The sequence below is a fragment of the Caulobacter sp. AP07 genome (assembly GCF_000281955.1).
GTDB lineage: Bacteria > Pseudomonadota > Alphaproteobacteria > Caulobacterales > Caulobacteraceae > Caulobacter.
Map to the genome: position 1 here is coordinate 1 of NZ_AKKF01000034.1, position 20,677 is coordinate 20,677.

Consider the following 20,677-nt stretch of genomic DNA (forward strand, 5'->3'; position numbering starts at 1 on the left):
GGCAGGCGACCGCCGATCTCGATCGAGCCGTCCTCGATCGCCTTCCACGCCTCGCCCGGCGCGGTCAGCCCCAGATGGTCGATGGCCATGTATTCGGTGGTCGTGAAACAGTCGTGGGTCTCGACCACGTCGATCTGCGACAGGTCGCTGACCCCGGCGCGAGCCCGGGCGTCTTCGATGGCGCGGCGGACCTGCGGAAACACGTACTCCGCCCCTTCGCTCGCCCGGATCTTGGCGGCGTAGGAGATCGGGGCGGAGCGGTGCCCCCAGCCCTTGATCCGGGGCAGGCTTTCGAGCGGAATTCCGCGCTTGGCGGCATATTCGGCGGCTCGTCTTTCCGAGGCCAGGAAGACCACGGCGGCGCCGTCCGTAACCTGGCCGCAGTCCTGTTTGCGGGTGCGGCCTTCGACCACCGGATTGGCCTCGTCGTCGGCGGTGAAGCTGCGATCGTTGAATTGCCATTGCCGCGTCTGGGCGTTGGGATTGCGCTTGGCGTTGGCGAAGTTGACCTCGGCTATGCGCATCAGGTGCTCGGGCTTGAGACCGTAGCGGCGGTCATATTCGTCGGCCAGGTCGGAGAAGGCCCGCGGCCAGACGAACTGGGCGTCCTGGAATTCGTGACCCGCCCAGGCGGCCGCGGCCAGGTTTTCGGCGGCCTTCTGACCGCTGACATTGCGCATCTGCTCCAGACCGACCACGCAGGCCAGGTCATAGCGCCCCGCCTCGATCTCCGCCGTCGCCGCCAGGATCGCCACGCTGCCCGAAGCGCAGGCCGCCTCGTGGCGGGAGGTCGGCAGACCGTCGAAATCGGGGTGGACCATGCCGAAAAACCCGCCCAGCAGGCCCTGACCGGCGAACAGGTCGCCGACGAAGTTGCCGACATGCCCGGTATCGACGTCCCTGGCCTCGAGCCCGACGGCGTTCAGCCCCTCGCCGATCACCTCCGAGAAGGCGTCGGCGAACTCCAGGCCCTGGCGGGCCCAGTTGTTGGCGAAGTCGCTCTGCCAGCCACCGATAATGTAGGTCATGGTTTCCTCGCCAGGGCCGCTACCAGCCTCTCCGAATGTTAGTCTTATTACACAAGCTAATCGACGACAGCCAAGGCGGGCCGTTCGTCCATGAAGGCCGCGAAGGACTGATGGGCGTCGCCATAGGCTTCGCGCGGATTGACCCTCATCGCGGTGTGCAGAGCGGCGCCGATCCGGCCCTCCTCCAACTCGACCGGCGGACCTTCGACGGCCGTCGCCGCCCGCACGCGCCCGCCACCGCAGACCAGGGTCTGGCCTGTCACGTCGCAGGCCTCGCCGACCAGCCAGGAGACAAGGGGAGCCACGGCGGCGGGATCCATCCGCGCGGCCAGACCTGGCGATAGATGCTGCTGCGTCATCGCGGTCACCGCATAGGGCGCGATGGCGTTGATCATCAGGTCGCGCGAGCGCCCCTCGATCGCCAGGCCTCGGACCAGGCCGATCAGGGCCGCCTTCGATGAGGCGTAAGCCGCCATGCCGTCGCCGCCGTGCAGGCCGGCCGACGAGGCGCTGACCACGATCCGCCCGGCCGGCGCCGCCGACAGCACGGGCCAGGCCGCGTGGACCAGATGGAAGGCTCCGAAGAAGTTGATGTCGAAGACCGCCCGAAATCCTTCTCGGGTCTGCCGGTGCAGCCGTTGGGTCTCCGGAACGCCGGCGTTGGACACCACGGCGTCCAGCCTTCCAAATTCCGCCAGGGCCTGGGCCACCAGCGCCGCGCCGGTCTCGGGATCCTCGGCCGGATCGAGATTGGCCACGGCCCGGCCGCCGGCCGCGCGGATCTCGGCCACGACGGTTTGCGCGCTGCTCGCCTGCTCCCGATCGACCCAGCGATTGTTGACGACGACACTGGCGCCGCGCGCCGCCATATCCAGCGCATAGGCGCGACCCAGGCCCTTGCCCGCGCCGGTCACGATCACCACCCGGTCGCGCAAGTCGCCGGCGCCCACTGCGTCGTCCTGACGGATGCCCAACATGTCTTCTCCCTGTTGTGTCGATCATCCACGACATAGTATCGTTATGCAAGTGATTAGACGCACCGCGTGGCCGTGGCGGCGTTTCGCCGTCAGCCGAGCGCCAAGTCTCCGCGAAAGGGCGTCACCAGCGGCCGCGTCATCAGGCCTGGCGCGGCGGCGCAAACGATCGGAATGGCGTTGATCACCGTTCCGGCGACGCCCAGCTGCTCGGCCGAGGTCGCGGTGACGTCCCCGTCCCGCTTGTCCATGTCGACCGACAGCCGCACCCCGGGCTGGCCTTCGATACGGATGCGCCACAACGGCGGGTCGGGCTCCTCGAGGTGCGCCGTTTCCATGTACCAATGGATCGACATCACCAGCTTCGGCCTCCCCGCGACGATCCCGATCCAGCGCCAGTTCACATGGCTGACGCCGCCCTGGGCGATTGGCCCGGCCGCGACGCTCAGATCCTCGGAGGCCGCGAAGACCTGGTGCTCGGTGTCGATGCGATCCAGCCCAAGCCTCAGGTGCTCGGCCATGGCCGAGAGCACCTCGGCGTACATCCCGTTGAGCGCCGCTGCCGGCCCCCAGTCGGGATCATTGGGATTCACGGCCCCAGGATCGCTGCCGAAACCCAGGATTCCGAACACATAGTCGGGATTGCGCACCGCCCGGCAGTCGACGCTTTCGACCACCTCGATCTGGTCCAGCTCGGAACAGAGGCCGCTGGCCACCACGGCCAGTTGCTCGCCGGCGAAACCGGGATTGAGGCCCGCCGCCATCAAGGTACTTCCGCCCGTCGCGCAGGCGGCTTCCAGGGCCTCGCGCCGCGGGCCGGTCCAGTGCTGAGGTCGGCTGTAGCCGTTGATGCTGATGACGTTCTTGCCGCCCGCCAACAGCCGCAGAATCTCAGCGTCATGGGAGCCATAGGGCGGCGCCAGCCGGGCGCAGTGGATGACCACGTCGGCGTCGAGCGCCAGGATCTCGTCCACGTTCCGAGTGGCGACCACGCCCGTCGTCGGCCGGCGCGCGATGTCGCCTGCGTCCCGCCCGGCCTTGGCCTCGCCGTAGACATAGAGGCCGACCAGTTCCATCGCGGGATGGTCGATGATCGCCCGCAGGCAAGTCTTGCCCATGGCGCCCGTGGCCCACTGGATGACGCGATAGGTCATGGCTCCTCCCCGCTTTCGGGAGACTCCTAGCGCACATAGTATCGTTATGAAAGTGACTTTGCCAGCGAGTGCTAGCGGATGGGTTCCAGCGCCGGCGGCGCGTGCGCCTCGATCACCTCGAAGGTCACGTCGTGCGCCTCGACGGGTTGGCCACAGCAGGAGCAGGTGACCGCCGGGTCCAGATCGTGGCCGTCGGCCTTGTGCCGCAGCAGAAGCGGCGGTCCCTCGGGCGAGACATAGTACTTGTCGCCCCAGCGCAGCAGCATCAGCAGAACCGGATAGTAGTCGATCCCCTTCTCGGTCAGCCGGTATTCCGACCGCCGGCCGCCGAGGTCATGGGCGCGGATCACGCCGCGCGCGGTCAGCCAGGAGAGCCGCTCGGACAGGATGTTGGTGGCGATGGCGGTGTCGCGATGGATCTCGTCGAACCGTCGCAACCCCGTGAAGATCGAGCGCAGCACCAGGCTCGCCCAGCGGTCTCCGGTGATCTGAGCGACATCTACCATCAGGCTGGAGGCGTCATCGACCGCGTTGCGCTGCTGACGACGCCGGCTGTAGCGCGCCGACATCCAGCCGACGCCCGGTCCCTCGGTCCAGTCGACGTCGCGGGCGCTGATCTCCTCGCCGCACTTCAAGCAGGTGGGGACGGGATCGAAGATCTGGCCGCAGGTGCGATGGCGCAATCGAAGCCGCAACTTGCCCTCGGCCGCGCCCCAACGGCGCTCCCAGCGCAGCATCATCAGGGCCGGCCAGTAGAGGTCGCGGCCCTTGCGGGTCATGCGGTACTCGTAGCGCGGCGGCGCTTGGCTATAGAGCACCTTCTCCAGGACGTCGGCGGCGACCAGCCGCTTCAGCCGGTCGCTGAGCAGGGTCTGCAGCAGGCCCGTGCGCGCGCGAAACTCATCGAACCGGCGCGCGCCGATCCAGGAGGATTCCAGGATCAGCAGAACGGAAGCATCCCCCACCACCTCCAGCGCCCGCCAGATCGAGCAGGTGCGGATGAATTTCGGGGCGGTCATCGATCGGATCGACTCTTGCAGGCCCGGCGAGATCCGGCGAGCAAGAGTCGCGGAATGGGTGCGGCTATGCAAGTCGCTTTCGACGCGACTGGTCCGCCATCGGATAAACGATCAGCTTGAGGCCACCCCCGCCAGATCGCGCCGCAGGACCTTGCCCAACGGGTTACGCGGCAGGGCCGGTATGATCCGCAGTTTCTCCGGCAGTTTGAAGATGGCGATATCGTGGGCCTTCAGATGGGCGTTCAGCTCGTCCAGCGTCAAATCCTGCTCGGGCCGCAACGCCACGACCGCGCAGACCCGTTCGCCCAGACGCTCGTCGGCATAGGCCGCGCAGGCGCCCTCCCGCACCTTCGGATGGCTCTCGATCAGCACGTCGATCTCGGCCGGCGAGATGTTCTGGCCACCGCGAATGATGATCTCCTTGCGACGGCCGACGAAGCGGTAGTAGCGCCCGTCCCCTTCCGAGGTGATCTCGAAGAGGTCGCCGGTGCAGAAGAAGCCCTGGTCGTCGAAAGCCCGCCGCGACAGTTCCGGCGCCTTCCAATAGCCGTCGAAGGTCATGGCTCCGGCGATGCGCAACTCGCCCTCGACCCCCGGCGCGGTGATCTCCTCGCCGGTATCGGGATTGACCAGCCGGGTCTGGATCTTCGACGGAAACGCCGCCGGCCAGTCCACGCCGTTGGCCCCGAAGCGCGGGAAGAACCGGGCCCGCTGTTCGGGATCGGGAATGGCCTCGCCGGTCGAGAACAGCGACGTCCCCTCGTTGGAGCCGAACACGTTCATCACCGTGACGCCGTAGCGATCCTGCCAGCCCTTGACCATCCAGGGCGCCAGCGGCGCGGAACCGGAGCCCAGGCAGCGCAGCTTGGACAAATCGGTCTTCGACAGCAGGGCCTCGTTCTGCAGCAGCATGTTCAGCACGGTCGGCGGCGCGACGGTGTAGGCCACGCCCTCGTCCTGCATCTGGGCCAGGAACAGCGGCAGGTCGAAGGGGTGATGCTGCACCAGTCGTCCCTGGGCGATCAGCCAGGTCATCACCATTCCGCCGATGGCGGCGATGTTGATCAGCGGGAACGGGTTGAGGATCGAATCGCCGTTCTGAATGCCGGCGGCCTCGACCAAGGCCTCGCCATTGATCACCCAGTGGTCGTGATGGCGCGGCACGCCCTTGGGCATGGCTTCCGTGCCGGAGGTCCAGCAGATGGTCAGCGCCTCGGCCGCGTCCAGATCGGACGGGGTCGGATAGGGCGCGGTCGAAGCCGCCTTGATCAAAGCGTCCAGCGTATGGGCGCCCGTAGGCGCCGCGTCACCCAGGCTTACGATCTGAGTTTTCGTCAGGCCAGCGGCCTTCAATTCCGCCAGCATCGCGGCATGCTCGCAGCCGTGGAAGGCGCCAACGGTCAGGTAGACCTTCGGTTCGACGCTGGGCAGGATCTGGCGCAGTTCATGGCCGCGATAGCCCATGGCCACCGGGCTGAAGATCGCCCCCATACGGGCGCAGGCCAAGAAGGCCAGCACGCCCTCGACGAGGTTGGGTAACTGGGTGGCGACGACGTCGCCCCGACCAACGCCAAGCCTGGCGAAAACGTGGGCCATCACGTCAACGCGCGCGTCAACCTGCGCATAGGTCAGACGCTGTGGCGGGGTCCCGACCAGAGCCTGGCGGTTGGCGGGATCGACCAGCGCCTCCCGGTCCGGGGACGCCGCAACCGCCTTGCGAAGGAGAGAGTCGATGGTCTCGCCGCGCCACCAGCCTTTGCGACGATATTCCGTGACACGTTCGGGCGGACTGGGACGCAAGCTCGTCCTCCATTGCAAACCAGGGTCAAGGGCGCGTCGGACGCCGCTCATTCCCAGCTTGCATGGTCAGTATCGTAATGCAAGTCAACTGACGAAGGGACGGCCCGGGAGCACGGCCCATTCGATCGTCGCCGACTTCGAAACTTCCAAGGCGAAAGGATACGACGCGATCCGAGCTGGCCGGCGGAACGCCGCGCACGTTGGGTTCGCGAGTGCTCCAGGCACAGGACGCGGCAGCAACTGTGGGCCATGGAGAACGAGCAGAAGGTCGCCGCCGCGAGGGCGGCCTATCAGGATGACGACGCGCCGCGCGACTGAGGTCGAGCACGAGAATTACCGGGCGTGGGATCCGCGCCTGGGCGTCCCCACCCGCGGTTCTCGCCCGGCGACGTCTGTGTGGCAGACGTCGCCGGGCGTCGCCGCCTGCGGCGGCGGCGAAGGGGTGACGATCTATTCGACCGCGACAACCACGACCGACTTGGCCGGAATGTCGAGAGTGAGCTTGTCGCCGACCAGACGCCCGCCCTTGTAGGGAACCGGAGCGACGACGGGTTTGGCGCCAAAGGCGTTGAACGCGTCCATCTTGTCGGCGGTCAGGAGCTGGCCCGAAACAGATCTGGCCTTGAGTCCGCCGAGCGACACGCTGAGCTTAATGCTGTCGTCCGGCGACATGTTGGCCACGCCGATATAGGTCTTTCCGTCCTTGCCCTTGGCGGCCGAGGCGTTGAACGCCGGAATGGTCGTGGCGCCGATGGTGATCTTGGGCGCCTGCACCTCAAGCGGCACGGCCGTGGCGTCCTGGAACGGCGTGTACATCTTGAACGCGTAGTAGGTCGGCGTCAGGACGATCTGGTCGCCCTTGGTCAGGATCATCGCCTGCAGGACGTTGATGGTCTGGGCGATGTTGGTCATTTTCACACGGTCAGTGTGATGATGGAAAATATTGAAGTTCGCCGCCGCCAACACGCCGTCGCGAAGGGTGTTGAGCTGATAGAGGTGGCCGGGATTGGTGCCCGGCTCGACGTCGTACCAAGTGCCCCATTCGTCGACGAAGAGACCGATGCGCTTGTCCGGATCGTTCTTGTCGAGCACGGCGATGTGCTGGGTAAGCAGGTCCTCCATCCGCAAGGTCTGCGCAAAGGTTTGGCCCCAGGCGGCCTTGTCGAAGCCGGTGGCGGCGCCCTTCTTGTCCCATTTGCCGGTCGGCAGCGTGTAGTAGTGCAGCGAGATCGCGTCCATGAACCGGCCGGCGTTCTTGGTCACCACGTCAGTCCAATTGGTGTCGAAGGCGTTGGCTCCCGAGCCGACGCGCACGGCCGGATTGTCGTTGTTCTTGTGGAAGAACGCCGAGAAGCGACGATACTCATTGGCATAGTATTCCGGGGTCATCTCGCCGCCGCAGCCCCAGCTTTCGTTGCCGATGCCGATGAACGGCACCTTGAACGGCTTGTCGCGACCGTTGGCGCGCCGCTCCTGGGCCAGGGTGTCGTCGCCCGGCGAGGTCATGTACTCGATCCACTCGCGCATCTCGGTCGGATCGGACGAGCCGACATTGATCGAGAGGTAGGGGTCCGCGCCGACCTGTTCGGCGAAGTCCATGAATTCGTGGGTGCCGAACGCATTGCTCTCGGGCGAGCCGCCCCACCAGTTGTTCTTGCGCGAAGGACGCTTGGAGCGCTCGCCGACGCCGTCGCGCCAACGATATTCGTCGGCGAAGCAGCCGCCGGGCCAGCGGATCACCGGAACCTTGAGATCCTTGAGGGCGCCGACCACATCGCTACGGATGCCGCGAACGTTGGGAATCTTCGAGTCCGGCCCGACCCAGACGCCGTCATAGACGCCCGCGCCCAGGTGCTCGGAAAACTGTCCGTAGACGTAGCGGGAAATCGGCGCGCCGGGCTGGTCGGCTTTCAACGCCGCCGTGGCGGCCAGTTCGGCGGCTTGCGCGTTCGTCGCTATCGCCAGGAGCGCGATCGCCGCCGCGCCCAGGATTGTCTTGGCCTTCGCCATGTTCTCTTCCCCAATTGCTCTCGCGGGTGATCGCCCTCCGGGCTTCTCACCGTCCCCAGATTGCTGCGCGAGGCTTCACGATGTGACTTGGTAGCAGGCTTAGTTTTGTCCTACAATAACCAAGAACCACGTGATATTCCGAAGCCGCGCGGCCTTTCACACGCCCGGTTGTGGGTTTTAACTCCCTTGGTATCCGCCTCAGCGCCGCATGCGTTGACGCAACGACGCAGACGATATACTCGGACAAAATATCAAGAATGGGCAAAGCCAGCCTGACTTGCGCGACCGCGCTCGACTAAAGAGGAAACGATGCCCGCCATTCCGCAAAGCGCGCCGACCGTAGCCACCGACACCCCGCAACAGCGCCACGGCTCGGCCTTGAGCCTGCTGGCCAGCCTGTTCTTCATGTGGGGCTTCATCACGGTCATCAACAACACGCTGCTGCCGCATCTGCGCAGCGTTTTCGTGCTGGATTACACCCGCACGACCCTGATCGAGTCGGTCTGGTTCATCGCCTATTTCGTGGCCTCGATCCCCTCGGCCAAGCTGATCGAGCGGATCGGCTACCAGAAGGCGATCGTCATCGGTCTACTGGGCATGGCGGTCGGAGCGGCCATGATGGTCCCGGCGGCCATCCTCACTTCCTACGCCCTGGTGCTGACGGCGCTGTTCGTGATCGCCAGCGGCATCACCCTGCTGCAGGTGGCGGCCAATCCCTATGTGGCGGTGCTCGGTCCGCCCGAGACCGGCTCCTCGCGCCTGAACCTGGTACAGGCGTTCAACTCGCTGGGCACCACCCTGGCCCCGCTGTTCGCCGGCTACCTGATCCTGGGCCGCTCCAAGAGCGGCACGGCCCAGGCCGGCGTCGCCCTGACCGCCGCCGAGCGCCACGCCGACGCCCAGTCGGTGATCCTGCCCTACGTCATCGTCGCGATCGCGCTCGTGTTGCTGGCCCTGGTCATGGGTCGCGTCCGCCTGCCGACCATCGGCCAGGCGACCCAGCGCGCGTCGCGCGAGGCTCGCAAGGGCCTGTCCCTCTGGACGCACCGCAACCTGGTCTGGGGCGTGCCGGCGATCTTCATCTACCTGATCGCCGAAATCGGCGTGGCCAACCTTTTCATCAATTTCGTTTCGCAGCCGAACATCGCCGCGATCACCCACGAAGAAGCCTCGCGCTATTTGGCCATCCTGTGGGGCGGCATGATGGTCGGCCGCTTCCTGGGCAGCGTGCTGATGCGCCGCTTCACCGCCGAACACGTTCTGGCCGCCTTCTCGATCGGCGCCTTCGTGGTGATGCTGATCACCACCTTCGCCCACGGCCCGGTGGCCATGTGGTCGCTGATCGCGGTCGGGTTCTTCCATTCGATCATGTTCCCGACCATCTTCACCCTGGGCATCCGCGGCCTGGGGCCGCTGACCGAGGAAGGCTCGGGCCTGCTGATCATGGCCATCGCCGGCGGCGCCCTGGTCATCGTCCAGGGCTGGCTGGCCGACACCTTCGGCCTGCAGTGGTCGTTCCTGCTGACGGCGGCCTGCGAGGTCTACGTGCTGTTCTACGCCCTGTGGGGCTCCAGGCCCACCAACGCCCTCCCCGACCAGCACGTCGACTAGGGGCGCGGCCCGCGGCGGCCGGGAGAGCCTCGGCATCGCCGGCCACGGCCTGGGTCATGCCCGTCGGCGGTCTCGCTGATGTCGACCCAGGCCGGCCTGCCCGAGTTCAAGCGGCGCGCGGCCTGCATCGTCGGGGAGCTGGTTGTCTGCCGGGCCGGGCGCAGACCGGGCCTCGGTTGGTGGCCAAGGTCTGGGCCCACGCCGACATCCGCGGCCGAACCGTCGACACCGTCCGCTTCGGCGAGCAGCAGCTCGAGATCGACCGCGATCCAGCCCGGCATGCAGGACACCGGCAACCTGACGGTCCCCAACCGCTTGCTGAATCGCGCTCGACATCCGGCCCGGCGCGCGGGAAGAGCTCACGCTACTTGTCGAGGACCAGGACGTGGCGCGAGACCCTGCCGGGCGAACGCACCTCGACGTTGAACGTCAAGACCTATGACCCGCCCCAGAACCCTACGATGGCCGAAGCAAGATCACGGCGCGGTTCGAGATGACCGTCAAGGACGGCCATCTTCGAGGCCCGGATGTTCCGTAGGATGGAGGCGCGCGCCTAGCGCGCCTCTTCAGCCCTAGTGGTTGTCGCGCGGCAGGCCCTTGGTCTGGGCGATGCGCTGGTACTTGACCGCCGGCTCCAGCACCGCCCCGGTCTCCATCTGGCCGACAATAGCGCGCTGGATCTCCTGCCAAGGCGTCTGGCTCTCTGGATAGACGAAGCCGCCAGCCGCATCGAGCGCCGCGCGTCGGGCGACGATCTCCTCGGGGGTGATCAGCACGTCGACCCGCGACTTGCGCAGGTCGACGCGGACCCGGTCGCCGGACTTCAGCAGCGCCAGCCCGCCGCCGGCGGCGGCCTCCGGCGAGGCGTTGAGAATCGACGGCGAGCCCGAGGTGCCCGACTGCCGCCCGTCACCCAGGCAGGGCAACTGGTGGATCCCCTGCTTGATCAGATAATCCGGGGCTCGCATGTTCACGACCTCGGCCGCGCCTGGATAACCGATCGGCCCGGCCCCGCGCATGAACAGCACGCTGCGCTCGGTGATGCCGACCGACGGGTCGTCGATCCGGCGGTGGTAGTCCTCGGGCCCGTCGAACACCACCGCATCGCCTTCGAAGGCGTCCGGGTCGTTCGGATCGGAAAGATAGCGGTCGCGGAACTCGGCGGTGATCACGCTGGTCTTCATGATCGCCGAATTGAACAGGTTGCCGCGCATGACCACGAAGCCGGCGCGCTCGACCAATGGCTTGTCGAAGGGACGGATCACCGCCTCGTCCTCGATCACCGCGCCGCGGCAGGCGTCGCCCAGGCTCTGGCCGGAAACGGTCAGCGCGCCCTCGCGGATCAGGCCCTGGGTCATCAGCTGGTTGACCACGGCCGGCACGCCGCCGGCCCGGTAATAGTCCTCGCCCAGATACTCACCGGCCGGCTGCAGGTTCACGAGCAGGGGCACTTCCTCGCCATGGGTCTGCCAGTCGTCCACCGTCAGCTCGACACCGATGTGGCGGGCCAGGGCGTTGAGATGGATGGGGGCGTTGGTCGAGCCCCCGATCGCCGAATTGACGACCACGGCGTTGAGGAAGGCGTCGCGGGTCAGGATGTCGGACGGCTTGATGTCCTGCTCGACCAGATCGACGATCCGCAAGCCGGTCTCATAGGCGTTCTGCTGCCGGTCGCGATAGGGTGCCGGGATGGCCGCCGAGCCGGTCAGCGACATGCCCAGCGCCTCGGTCAGCGAGTTCATGGTCGTGGCCGTGCCCATGGTGTTGCAATAGCCGGTCGAGGGGGCCGAGCTGGCGACCAGCTTGATGAAGCCGGCGCGGTCGATCTCGCCGGCCGCCAGCATCTCGCGAGCCCTCCAGACGATGGTGCCCGAGCCGGTGCGCTGGCCCTTGTGCCAGCCGTTCAGCATGGGCCCCACGGACAGGGCGATGGCCGGGATATTGACCGTGGCGGCGGCCATCAGGCAGGCCGGGGTGGTCTTGTCGCAGCCGATGGTCAGGACGACGCCGTCGATCGGATAGCCGTAGAGCGTTTCGACCAGACCCAGATAGGCGAGGTTGCGATCGAGCCCCGCGGTGGGTCGCTTGCCGGTTTCCTGGATCGGATGGACCGGAAACTCCAGGGCGATGCCGCCAGCGGTGCGGATGCCTTCCCGGACGCGCTCGGCCAGGACCAGGTGATGCCGGTTGCAGGGCGACAGGTCGCTGCCGGTCTGGGCGATGCCGATGATCGGGCGGCCCGACTGCAACTCTTCCAGCGACAGGCCGAAGTTCAGATAGCGCTCCAGATAGAGCGCCGTCATGTCGACGTTGTCCGGATTGTCGAACCAGGCGCGCGAACGAAGGGCGCGAGGCGGAACGGCGGCAGAGCTCATGACGATCCTTGGGTCGGCGACAGCGGGAGGGCTCGGCAGGACATCACGAGGATTGCGCCGCCATCCGGCGGAACGATCGACATCCCGTTCATTTCACCTCTGTTTATTTGTCTGACTATACCGCAAACGACGCGGCGTCAACGTGCGAGCTACGCTGCTCGACAAGTGCGGCAAGCCGTGTTTTGCAATTGAAGACACAGGAAATCCATCGCTGGCTGTTGTCAGACGATAGGCAAACTTGGAGAGAATCATGGGTTCGAAAAATCCAGCGGCGACGACGGAATTCCGCGCCCTTCGCCGGGCCCTGCTGGCCGCCGCAACCATCGCGCCCTGGCTGGGCGGGGCTGTCCAGGCCGCCGATTCCCTGGCCTTCCGCCGCCTGGCGCCGACACCGCCGATGGGCTGGAACAGCTGGGACAGCTTCGCCACTACCCTGACGGAAGACCAGGCCATCGACAACGCCAAGGTGATGGCCAAGGTGCTGCTGCCGCACGGCTACGACGTCTTCACGGTCGACATCCAGTGGTACGAGCCCGGCGCGGTCGGCTTCGACTATCGCCAAGACGCCAGCCTGGCCCTGGACCCGTGGGGCCGCCTGCTGCCGGCGGTCAACCGCTTCCCCTCGTCGGCCGACGGCGCGGGCTTCAAGCCGTTGGGCGACCGGCTGCACGCCCTGGGCCTGAAGTTCGGCATCCATCTGATGCGCGGCGTTCCCCGCCAGGCGGCCGATCGCAACCTGCCGATCCTCGGCGCGTCCGCGCGCTGTGGCGACATCGCCGACCGCGCCAGCCTCTGCCCGTGGAATCCGGACATGTACGGGGTCGATATGAGCAAGCCCGGCGCTCAGGCCTATTACGACAGCGTCTTCAAGCTGCTGGCCGCCTGGGGCGTCGACTACGTCAAGGTCGACGACATGAGCCGGCCCTATCACGACCACGCGCCAGAGATCGAGGCCGTGCGCAAGGCCATCGACGCCTGCGGCCGGCCGATGGTGCTCAGCCTATCCCCGGGCGAGACGCCGCTCGACGCCGCCGCTCACGTCCAACGCCATGCCAACCTCTGGCGGATCAGCGATGACTTCTGGGATCAGTGGCCGCTGCTGCTGGAGCAGTTCGGGCGGCTCGAACGCTGGAACCCGCACCGCGTTCCCGGCTGCTGGCCCGACGCCGACATGCTGCCGCTGGGCGTGCTGGACCTGGGCAAGCGCACGACCCGGTTCACGCCCGACGAGCAGCGCACCATGATGACCTTGTGGTCGATCGCCCGCTCGCCGCTGATCATGGGCGGCGACCTGCGCAAGCTGGATCCGGCCACCAAGGCGTTGCTGACCAACGACGAAGTGCTGGCGGTGAACCAGCGCAGCAGCGGCAACCGGCCGCTGTTCAATCGCGATGGCTTGATCGCCTGGACGGCGGAGGTTCCCGGATCACGCGCCTGCTACCTGGCGCTGTTCAATACCCGGGACGTCGCGGCGACGGTGTCGGTGGACTTGGCGACGCTGGGCGTGAAGGGGCGTGTGCGGGTGCGAGACCTCTGGGCGCGCAAGGATGAAGGCGAGACGACTTTGCGACTTGAACGCGCCTTGCCCGCCCATGGCGCGGGGTTGTATCGCCTCGGCTAGAGTCCTGCAAAATCCGTCGCCTCGGACAAGGCGGAGCGCCGATCCGGAACGCCGGATGCGCAAACATTCTCGCCCCGATCCCGAATCTGCGCACTGCGCGCTCGTCCGGGGATGACAACGGCTTTGGGGCTTGCCCTCCTACCCCTTCGGCTCGATCGCCGCCCGGGTATCCTCGAGCGCCAGCCCCACCAGCCGCTCCATCGCCTCGCGCGCCTGGTCCGGCCGGCCGGCGGCGATGGCGTCGAACACCTTCCAGTGGTCGGGCATCGGGTCGCGAGGCAGTTCGCGCTTGCGCTGCTTGAAGATGGTGGTCCAGCGCACGGCCGCGCCAATGCTGCTCGACAAGGTGAACAGCGCCGCGTTGCCCGTGGCTTCCAGCACGGTGTCGTGAAAGTCGCGGTCGGCAGCCTGGCCGGCCTCGGTGGCCAGGGTCCGGCTTTCCATCTGGATCAGCGCCTTGCGCATGCGCTCCAGTTGGCCGTCGTCGCGGCGCTCGGCGGCCAGGGCCGCGGCGGCCGGCTCGACGATCATGCGCAGTTCGTACAGCCCCTTGAGGAACTCCTCACTAGGCTCGGACTCGAAGAACCAGGCCAGAACCTCCGGGTCCAGCAGGCTCCAGCGGTGGCGCTCGGTCACCCGGGTGCCGGTCTTGGGACGGCTCTCGACCAGCCCCTTGGCCGCCAGGATCCGAATGGCTTCGCGATAGGCGCTGCGCGAAACCTGCAGCTGCTCGCTGGAATCGATCTCGTTGTTGAGGATGTCGCCCGGAGCATACTGGCCAGAGACGATGGCCACGCCGAGGGTGCGGGCGATTGAGCCATGGATCCGGCTGGTCGAGAGTCCGTCCCGCGCCAACTCCCCGTCTCCAGCCCTGTCCTTCTTCTTCGCCACGCCCGCTCCGCTTCCTGTCCAGTCGACCGCCGGAACCGCGTCCGACCCGCCGATCTCGACGCAGCGCGACACTAGCGAGACTGTTTGTCCGACGACAAGGGATTTCGGAACCCCGCGCGGCGCGCCCATCGTCGTCCCACGACACCGTGAAAAGTATGATGACTGACCAAGTCCGGCGCGGCCTCACCTTTGAGGACCGAGCCGCGCCCCAAAAGGGGCCGTACGCCACGACCTTCGAGCCCGCCCGACGCTGCTCCGGGTTTGACAGCCGACCGCAGATCGCTATTTGTCTGACTAAATAATCCACGCCTTGAGAGGTAGCGACAGCCATGGTGCTGCGGTTCGTGCAACTGAGAGAACAGGGCGGTACGCGAATCCTCGCGGCGGTCAACGACGCGGGCCAGGCCTGGCGGGTTGAGGTGGCCGACACCCTGCTGGCCCTCGCCCAAGCCGCCTTGGCGACCAGCGCCAGCTTGACCGAGGCCGCCCAGAGCCGCCCGCTTGGGGCCGAGATCGACCTCCCCGCCGCCCTGGCCGAAGGCCGCGTCCTGGCTCCAATCGACCATCCCGACCCCGCTCACCTGATCCTCACCGGCACCGGCCTGACCCACCTCGGCTCGGCCGAGGGGCGCGACAAGATGCACAAGGCGGCGCAAGCGGGCGAACAGCTGACCGACTCGATGCGGATGTTCCTGATGGGCGTCGAGGGCGGCAAGCCCGAGACCGGCGTCGTTGGGGCTCAGCCGGAATGGTTCTACAAGGGCGACGGCTCGCACGTGGTCGGCCCAGGCAGTCCCCTCACCTCGCCGGCCTTCGCCCAGGACGGCGGCGAGGAGCCGGAGATCGCCGGCGTCTACCTGATCGGCCCCGACGGCGCGCCCTACCGCCTGGGCTTCTGCCTGGCCAACGAGTTCTCCGACCACATCGTCGAACGCGGCAACTATCTGTGGCTGGCGCACTCCAAGCTGCGCCAGGCGGCCCTGGGTCCCGAACTTCTGACCGGCGAACTGCCGGCCGACGTGCGTGGCGCCAGCCGTATCCTGCGCGGCGATAAGGTCGTCTGGGAAAAGCCCTTCCTGTCGGGCGAGGCCAACATGTCCCACACCATCGCCAATCTCGAGCACCATCACTTCAAGTACGAGATCTTCCGCCGGCCAGGCGACGTCCACGTCCACTTCTTCGGCACCGCCACCCTGTCGTTCTCCGAAGGCTTTCAGACCCGCGTGGACGACATCTTCGAGATCAGCGCCGCGCCGTTCCTCTATCCGGTCCGCAACAGTCTGGCCCAGGCGCCCGAGCGTCCCGTGACGGTGCGCAGCCTGTGACCCGGAACCGCATCCGCATCGCCCTGGTTGGCCTGGGCAAGATAGCCCGCGACCAGCACCTGCCGGCCCTGGCGGGCGACAACCGGTTCGAACTGGCCGCCATCGTCAGCCGCAACGCCGACCTGGACGGCGTGGCGCACTTCACGGCCCTGGAAGACCTGCTGGCCAGCGACGTCAGTATCGACGCGGTGTCGCTGTGCACGCCGCCGCAGCCTCGCCACCGCCTGGCCCACATGGCGCTGGCCGCCGGCAAGCACGTGATGCTGGAAAAGCCACCGGGCGCGACGTTGAGCGAGGTCGAGGATCTGCGCCTGACCGCCGCCGCCCGCGGCCTGACCCTGCAGACCACCTGGCATTCGCGCCATGCCCCCGGGGTCGAGCCGGCCCGCGTCTGGCTGGCCGACCGGACGATCCAGGCCGTGCGCATCGCGTGGAAGGAAGATGTCCGCGTCTGGCATCCGGGCCAGGATTGGATCTGGGAAGCCGGCGGGCTGGGCGTGTTCGACCCGGGCATCAACGCCCTGTCGATCGTCACCCGAATCCTGCCCCGGCCGTTCTTTCTCACCCAGGCCGTGCTGCACGTGCCGGAGAACCGCCAGTCGCCCATCCAGGCCGAGCTGGATTTCGTCGACGCGGTCGGCGTGCCGATCACCGCTGAATTCGACTTCCTGCAGACCGGCCCGCAGAGCTGGGACATCGAGATCGAAACGACCGACGGTCTGCTGAAACTGTCGCACGGCGGCTCCAAGCTGTGGATCGACGGTGCCCTGATTCTGGAGGCGCCGGACGCCGAGTATGCCGGGCTGTACGACGCCTTCGCTCAGCTGGTCGAAGGCCACGCCAGCGACGTCGACGTCAGCCCCTTACGCCACGTGGCCGACGCCTTCCTGCTGGGCCGCCGCGTCGTCGCCCCCGCCTTTGTCGAATAGAGCGAGCCTACCGATGTCCAACGCCGCGCTACGAGCCCTCAACCCCACCACCAATGAACCTTTCGGCCCGGTCTTTCCCGAACCGGACGCCGCCGCGATCGACGCGGCCTGCGCGGCGGCGGCCGCGGCGTTCGACACCTATCGCGAGACCGCCCCCGAAGCCCGCGCGGCTTTCCTGGAAGCCATCGCCGCCGAGATCGAGGCGATCGGCGACATACTGATCGAGACCGCCATGGCCGAGACCGGGTTGCCGCTGGCCCGGCTGACCGGCGAGCGAGGCCGCACAACCGGCCAGTTGCGGCTGTTCGCCCAGGTGGTGCGGCGCGGCGACTGGATCGGGGCGCGGATCGACCCGGCCCTGCCCGACCGCAAGCCCCTGCCGCGCGCCGACCTGCGCCAGCGCTTCATTCCGCTGGGACCGGTGGTGGTATTCGGAGCCAGCAACTTCCCGCTGGCCTTTTCGACGGCCGGCGGCGACACGGCCGCGGCGCTGGCGGCCGGCTGCCCGGTGATCGTCAAGGGCCACCCGGCCCATCCCAACACGGGCGCCCTGGTCGGCGGCGCCATCGCCCGCGCCGTAGCGGCCGCGGGCCTGCCGGCCGGCGTCTTCGCCCTGCTGACCGGCCAGTCGCACGATCTGGGCGGAGGCCTGGTGCGCGACCCACGCGTCAAAGCCGTGGGCTTCACCGGCTCACGAGCCGGCGGCATGGCCCTGGTGCGGATCGCCGCCGAGCGCCCCGAGCCGATCCCGGTCTTCGCCGAGATGAGCAGCGTCAATCCCGTGGTGCTGTGCCCGGCCGCCCTGGCGGCGCGAGCCGAGACCCTGGGCGCGGCCTTCGTCGGCTCCCTGACCCTGGGCGCCGGCCAGTTCTGCACCAATCCTGGCCTGGTCTTCGCCCTGGCCGGCCCCGACCTCGACCGCTTCACGACCGCCGCCGCCGCCGCCCTGACCACCGCCCAGCCGCACGTCATGCTGACCCCCGGCATCTTCGGCGCCTACGAGCAGGGCGTCGATCGTCTGGCCGGTCGCGAGGGTGTCGAACCGCTGGCCCGGGGCTGCGTCGGCGACGGCGTCAACCAGGCGGTGGGCGCGCTGTTCGCGGTCGAGGCCGAGACCTTCCTGCGCGACGCCGTGCTGGGCCACGAGGTGTTCGGCTCGTCTTCGCTGATCGTCCGGGTGACCGACGCCGCGCAGATGAAGACCCTGCTGGAAAGCCTGGAAGGCCAGCTGACCGCCACCCTGCAGATGGACGCCGACGACGCCGACTTCGCGCGCGGCCTGCTGCCCACCCTGGAACGCAAGGCCGGGAGAATCCTGGCCAATGGCTGGCCGACCGGCGTCGAGGTCTCGCACGCCATGGTCCATGGCGGCCCGTTCCCGGCCACCTCCGACCCGCGCGGCACCTCGGTGGGCACGCGGGCCATCGAACGGTTCCTGCGGCCGGTTTGCTATCAGGACATTCCGGACGACCTGCTGCCAGCGGCGCTCAAGACCGGCAATCCGCTGGATTTGGCCCGCGCTGTGGATGGCGTTTTGACGTCCTGACGTCGCCACGCGCCGATAAACGACAACAAGCCCGGGAGCCGGGCGCTAGAGGAAACCAGAGCCATGAACGCGCCTTCTTGCACCGCCGCCCTCGCCGCAGCCCTACTGGCCTCCACCGCGCTCTGCGCGGGCGGCGCTCAGGCGGCGGACTATGCCCGCAAGCCCTTCGGCAAGACGCCCGACGGCGCCGAGGTCGAGGCCATCACCCTGACCAACGGTCACGGGGTCAGCGCCACGGTCATCACCTACGGCGCCACCCTGCAGTCGCTGGTGGCGCCCGACCGCAGCGGCGCCGAGGCCGACATCGCCCTGGGCTTCGCGGACGCCGCCGCCTACGCCAAGAACGCCAGCTACTTCGGCGCCTCGGTCGGCCGGTTCGCCAACCGCATCGGCAAGGGCCGCTTCGCTCTGGATGGCAAGACCTACCAACTGGCGCTGAACAATAACGGCGTCGCGGCCCTGCACGGCGGCGTCAAGGGCTTCGACAAGCAGGTCTGGAAAGTGGTCGACGTCAAGCGCGGCCCCGTCGCCTCGGTGACCTTCAGCCTCGTCAGCCCCGACGGCGACGAGGGCTATCCCGGAACCCTGACCGCGACGGCGACCTACGCCCTGGACGAGAACAACGACCTGACGATCACCTACGGCGCCACGACCGACAAGCCGACCATCGTCAACCTGACCAACCACGCCCTGTTCAACCTCGCCGGCGAAGGCTCGCCCGGCGGAGCGATGGGCAATGTCCTGACCTTGGCGTCCGACGGCTACACCCCGGTCGACGCCGAACTGATCCCGACCGGCCAGATCACCCCGGTGGCTGGCACCCCGTTCGACTTCCGCACACCCAAGGTGGTGGGCGAGCGGCTGCGCGACGCCAGCGACCCGCAGATCGTCGTCGGCCGCGGCTACGACCACAACATGGTGCTGACCGGCAAGGCCGGCGGCGCCCCGCGCCTGGCCGCCCGCCTGGCCGACGCCAAGAGCGGCCGGGTTCTGGAAATCCTCAGCGACCAGCCGGGCATCCAGTTCTACACCGGCAACTTCATCGACGGCACGATGGTGGGCAAGAGCGGCAAGATCTATCGCCAGGGCGACGGCGTCGCGCTGGAGCCGCAGCACTTCCCCGACGCCCCCAACAAGCCGGCCTTCGCGCCGGTGCGCCTGGATCCGGGCCAGACCTACCGGAATGTGATGGTGTTTCGTCTGACAACTCAGAAATAGGTCCCGGCGTCGCGCCCGAGCGACGCCGGAGTCCGGCCTCTTGAACGATCCGGCGGGTTCTCGCGAAACCCTCGACGCCAAGCTGAACACGGCTGCTGGGGAGCTCCCGCCGCGGCCGTGTTCAATTGGCTGATCAGGGTGAGCACGTGGCGGTCGCGCGCACTGGCGCGGCCGCACTCAATAGCGATCCGCGTGCGCCCGTATTCCCCCTCAAGCTGGTCGGGCCCAGCCTACTTGACTGCGCGCTTGGGGCGCACCTCCTCGATCGTCCCGTCGGCCGAGTAGGTCAGCGGCTCGATGGCGATCGAACGGCGATGGTCGCCGCCGCCGGCCAGCAGATTGTCGTGGTAGAAGAACCAAGTCCTGCCCTTGTCCTGCAGGATCGCCTGATGGTTGGTCGAGATCTTCAGATAGTCGAGGATCACGCCGCGATAGGCGTAGGGCCCCATGGGGGTCTTGGCCGTGGCGTAGACGATCTGGCCCGGCCAACCGGTCGAAAAGCTGAAATAGTAGAGCCCCTTGCGCTTATGCAGGAACGGAGCCTCGCCATATTTCTTCTTGGGATCAGCGGCGGGGAAACCCGTCACGACAAGGTTCTGGATCGGCCCGGCTAGGCTGACCATGTCCGAGCCCAGCTTGACGATCTTGGGCACGCGGGTGCCGAAGACCATGTAGGCTTGGCCATCGTCGTCGATCAGCACCTGCGGATCGATCGGCTCGTCGCCGGCGTTGGCGTCGCGAGCCTTGTCGACCAGGGGCGCGCCGATGGCGTCCTTGAAGGGCCCCTCGGGGTGATCGGCGACGGCCACGCCGATCTTATCGCCGCCCACCGGCGCGTAGAAATAGTACTTGCCGTTCCGATAGGCCGCGTCCGGAGCCCATGCCTTGGCGTCGGGCCTGGCCCACCCGAAAACCGAAACGTTCAAGAACGCGCCGGCGTCCGCCCAGCGCTTCATGTCCTTGGAAGTGTAGAGCCGCCAGGTGGTCGAGTCCCAATAGGTTCCGGAATTCGACGCGTCGTCGGTGGCGTAGAGATAGTAGCCGGACTTGAAGGCGTGGGGCGACGGATCGCCATTGAAGCGCGAGCTGATCGGTTCGCCGGCCAGGGCCGGACTCGCGAGCAAGGCGGCAAGGACCAGTACGAAAGGCCTCATGGTGGAACTCCTTGAATTCGAT

15 protein-coding genes are annotated in these 20,677 nt (G+C 67.5%); 6 read left to right on the forward strand and 9 right to left on the reverse strand.

The window, feature by feature from the left end; translation table 11 throughout:
- The 6 genes from PMI01_RS03080 to PMI01_RS03105 form a co-directional block, all read right to left on the reverse strand.
- A partial coding sequence (locus tag PMI01_RS03080) for an acetyl-CoA acetyltransferase (RefSeq protein ID WP_007662849.1) occupies positions 1 to 1,028 on the reverse strand: 1,028 nt, incomplete at its 3' end.
- Positions 1,029 to 1,084: 56 nt separating this feature from the next.
- A complete protein-coding gene (locus PMI01_RS03085) occupies positions 1,085 to 2,005 on the reverse strand; it encodes an SDR family NAD(P)-dependent oxidoreductase (protein ID WP_007662850.1) in 921 nt (306 codons plus the stop codon).
- Positions 2,006 to 2,094: 89 nt separating this feature from the next.
- Positions 2,095 to 3,156 (reverse strand): NAD(P)H-dependent amine dehydrogenase family protein, encoded by a 1,062-nt coding sequence (locus PMI01_RS03090; RefSeq protein ID WP_007662851.1) that lies wholly within the window; start codon positions 3,154 to 3,156, stop codon positions 2,095 to 2,097.
- 71 nt (positions 3,157 to 3,227) lie between these two features.
- Positions 3,228 to 4,175, reverse strand: coding sequence for a winged helix-turn-helix transcriptional regulator (locus PMI01_RS03095; RefSeq protein ID WP_007662852.1), 948 nt, complete (start codon positions 4,173 to 4,175; stop codon positions 3,228 to 3,230).
- Positions 4,176 to 4,286: 111 nt separating this feature from the next.
- Entirely contained in the window at positions 4,287 to 6,026 is a 1,740-nt protein-coding gene (locus tag PMI01_RS03100) for a class I adenylate-forming enzyme family protein (RefSeq protein ID WP_238536995.1), read from the reverse strand.
- A gap of 399 nt (positions 6,027 to 6,425) precedes the next feature.
- A complete protein-coding gene (locus PMI01_RS03105) occupies positions 6,426 to 7,985 on the reverse strand; it encodes an alpha-N-arabinofuranosidase (protein WP_007662856.1) in 1,560 nt (519 codons plus the stop codon).
- A 309-nt stretch (positions 7,986 to 8,294) separates the two neighbouring features.
- Here PMI01_RS03105 and PMI01_RS03110 point away from each other — a divergent pair, with 309 nt between their 5' ends.
- A complete protein-coding gene (locus PMI01_RS03110; RefSeq protein WP_007662858.1) occupies positions 8,295 to 9,596 on the forward strand; it encodes a sugar MFS transporter in 1,302 nt (433 codons plus the stop codon).
- A gap of 572 nt (positions 9,597 to 10,168) precedes the next feature.
- On the opposite strand, the gene PMI01_RS03120 is transcribed toward PMI01_RS03110, so the two are convergent.
- Positions 10,169 to 11,971 (reverse strand): IlvD/Edd family dehydratase, encoded by a 1,803-nt coding sequence (locus tag PMI01_RS03120; RefSeq protein WP_007662860.1) that lies wholly within the window; start codon positions 11,969 to 11,971, stop codon positions 10,169 to 10,171.
- A gap of 250 nt (positions 11,972 to 12,221) precedes the next feature.
- Here PMI01_RS03120 and PMI01_RS03125 point away from each other — a divergent pair, with 250 nt between their 5' ends.
- A complete protein-coding gene (locus tag PMI01_RS03125) occupies positions 12,222 to 13,592 on the forward strand; it encodes a glycoside hydrolase family 27 protein (RefSeq protein ID WP_007662862.1) in 1,371 nt (456 codons plus the stop codon).
- Between the two features lie 138 nt (positions 13,593 to 13,730).
- Here the strand turns inward: PMI01_RS03125 and PMI01_RS03130 are convergent, their stop codons facing one another.
- Complete coding sequence (locus PMI01_RS03130; RefSeq protein ID WP_369742882.1) at positions 13,731 to 14,447, reverse strand: FadR/GntR family transcriptional regulator; 717 nt, start codon at positions 14,445 to 14,447, stop codon at positions 13,731 to 13,733.
- 365 nt (positions 14,448 to 14,812) lie between these two features.
- Between PMI01_RS03130 and araD1 the strand changes: the two genes are divergently transcribed.
- The 4 genes from araD1 (at position 14,813) to PMI01_RS03150 (ending at position 19,501) form a co-directional block, all read left to right on the forward strand.
- On the forward strand, positions 14,813 to 15,808 hold the full coding sequence (araD1, locus tag PMI01_RS03135) for an AraD1 family protein (protein WP_007662865.1): 996 nt from the start codon (positions 14,813 to 14,815) through the stop codon (positions 15,806 to 15,808).
- Positions 15,805 to 16,737, forward strand: coding sequence for a Gfo/Idh/MocA family protein (locus PMI01_RS03140; RefSeq protein ID WP_007662866.1), 933 nt, complete (start codon positions 15,805 to 15,807; stop codon positions 16,735 to 16,737). Before araD1 ends, PMI01_RS03140 begins: the two co-directional genes overlap by 4 nt.
- Positions 16,738 to 16,750: 13 nt before the next feature.
- Positions 16,751 to 18,283, forward strand: coding sequence for an aldehyde dehydrogenase (NADP(+)) (locus PMI01_RS03145; protein WP_007662873.1), 1,533 nt, complete (start codon positions 16,751 to 16,753; stop codon positions 18,281 to 18,283).
- A 63-nt stretch (positions 18,284 to 18,346) separates the two neighbouring features.
- The gene (locus tag PMI01_RS03150) at positions 18,347 to 19,501 is read left to right on the forward strand and encodes an aldose epimerase family protein (RefSeq protein ID WP_007662875.1); all 1,155 of its coding nucleotides are present in this window, start codon (positions 18,347 to 18,349) and stop codon (positions 19,499 to 19,501) included.
- Positions 19,502 to 19,731: 230 nt separating this feature from the next.
- On the opposite strand, the gene PMI01_RS03155 is transcribed toward PMI01_RS03150, so the two are convergent.
- A complete protein-coding gene (locus PMI01_RS03155; protein WP_007662877.1) occupies positions 19,732 to 20,655 on the reverse strand; it encodes a family 43 glycosylhydrolase in 924 nt (307 codons plus the stop codon).
- Between the last annotated feature and the right edge of the window lie 22 nt (positions 20,656 to 20,677).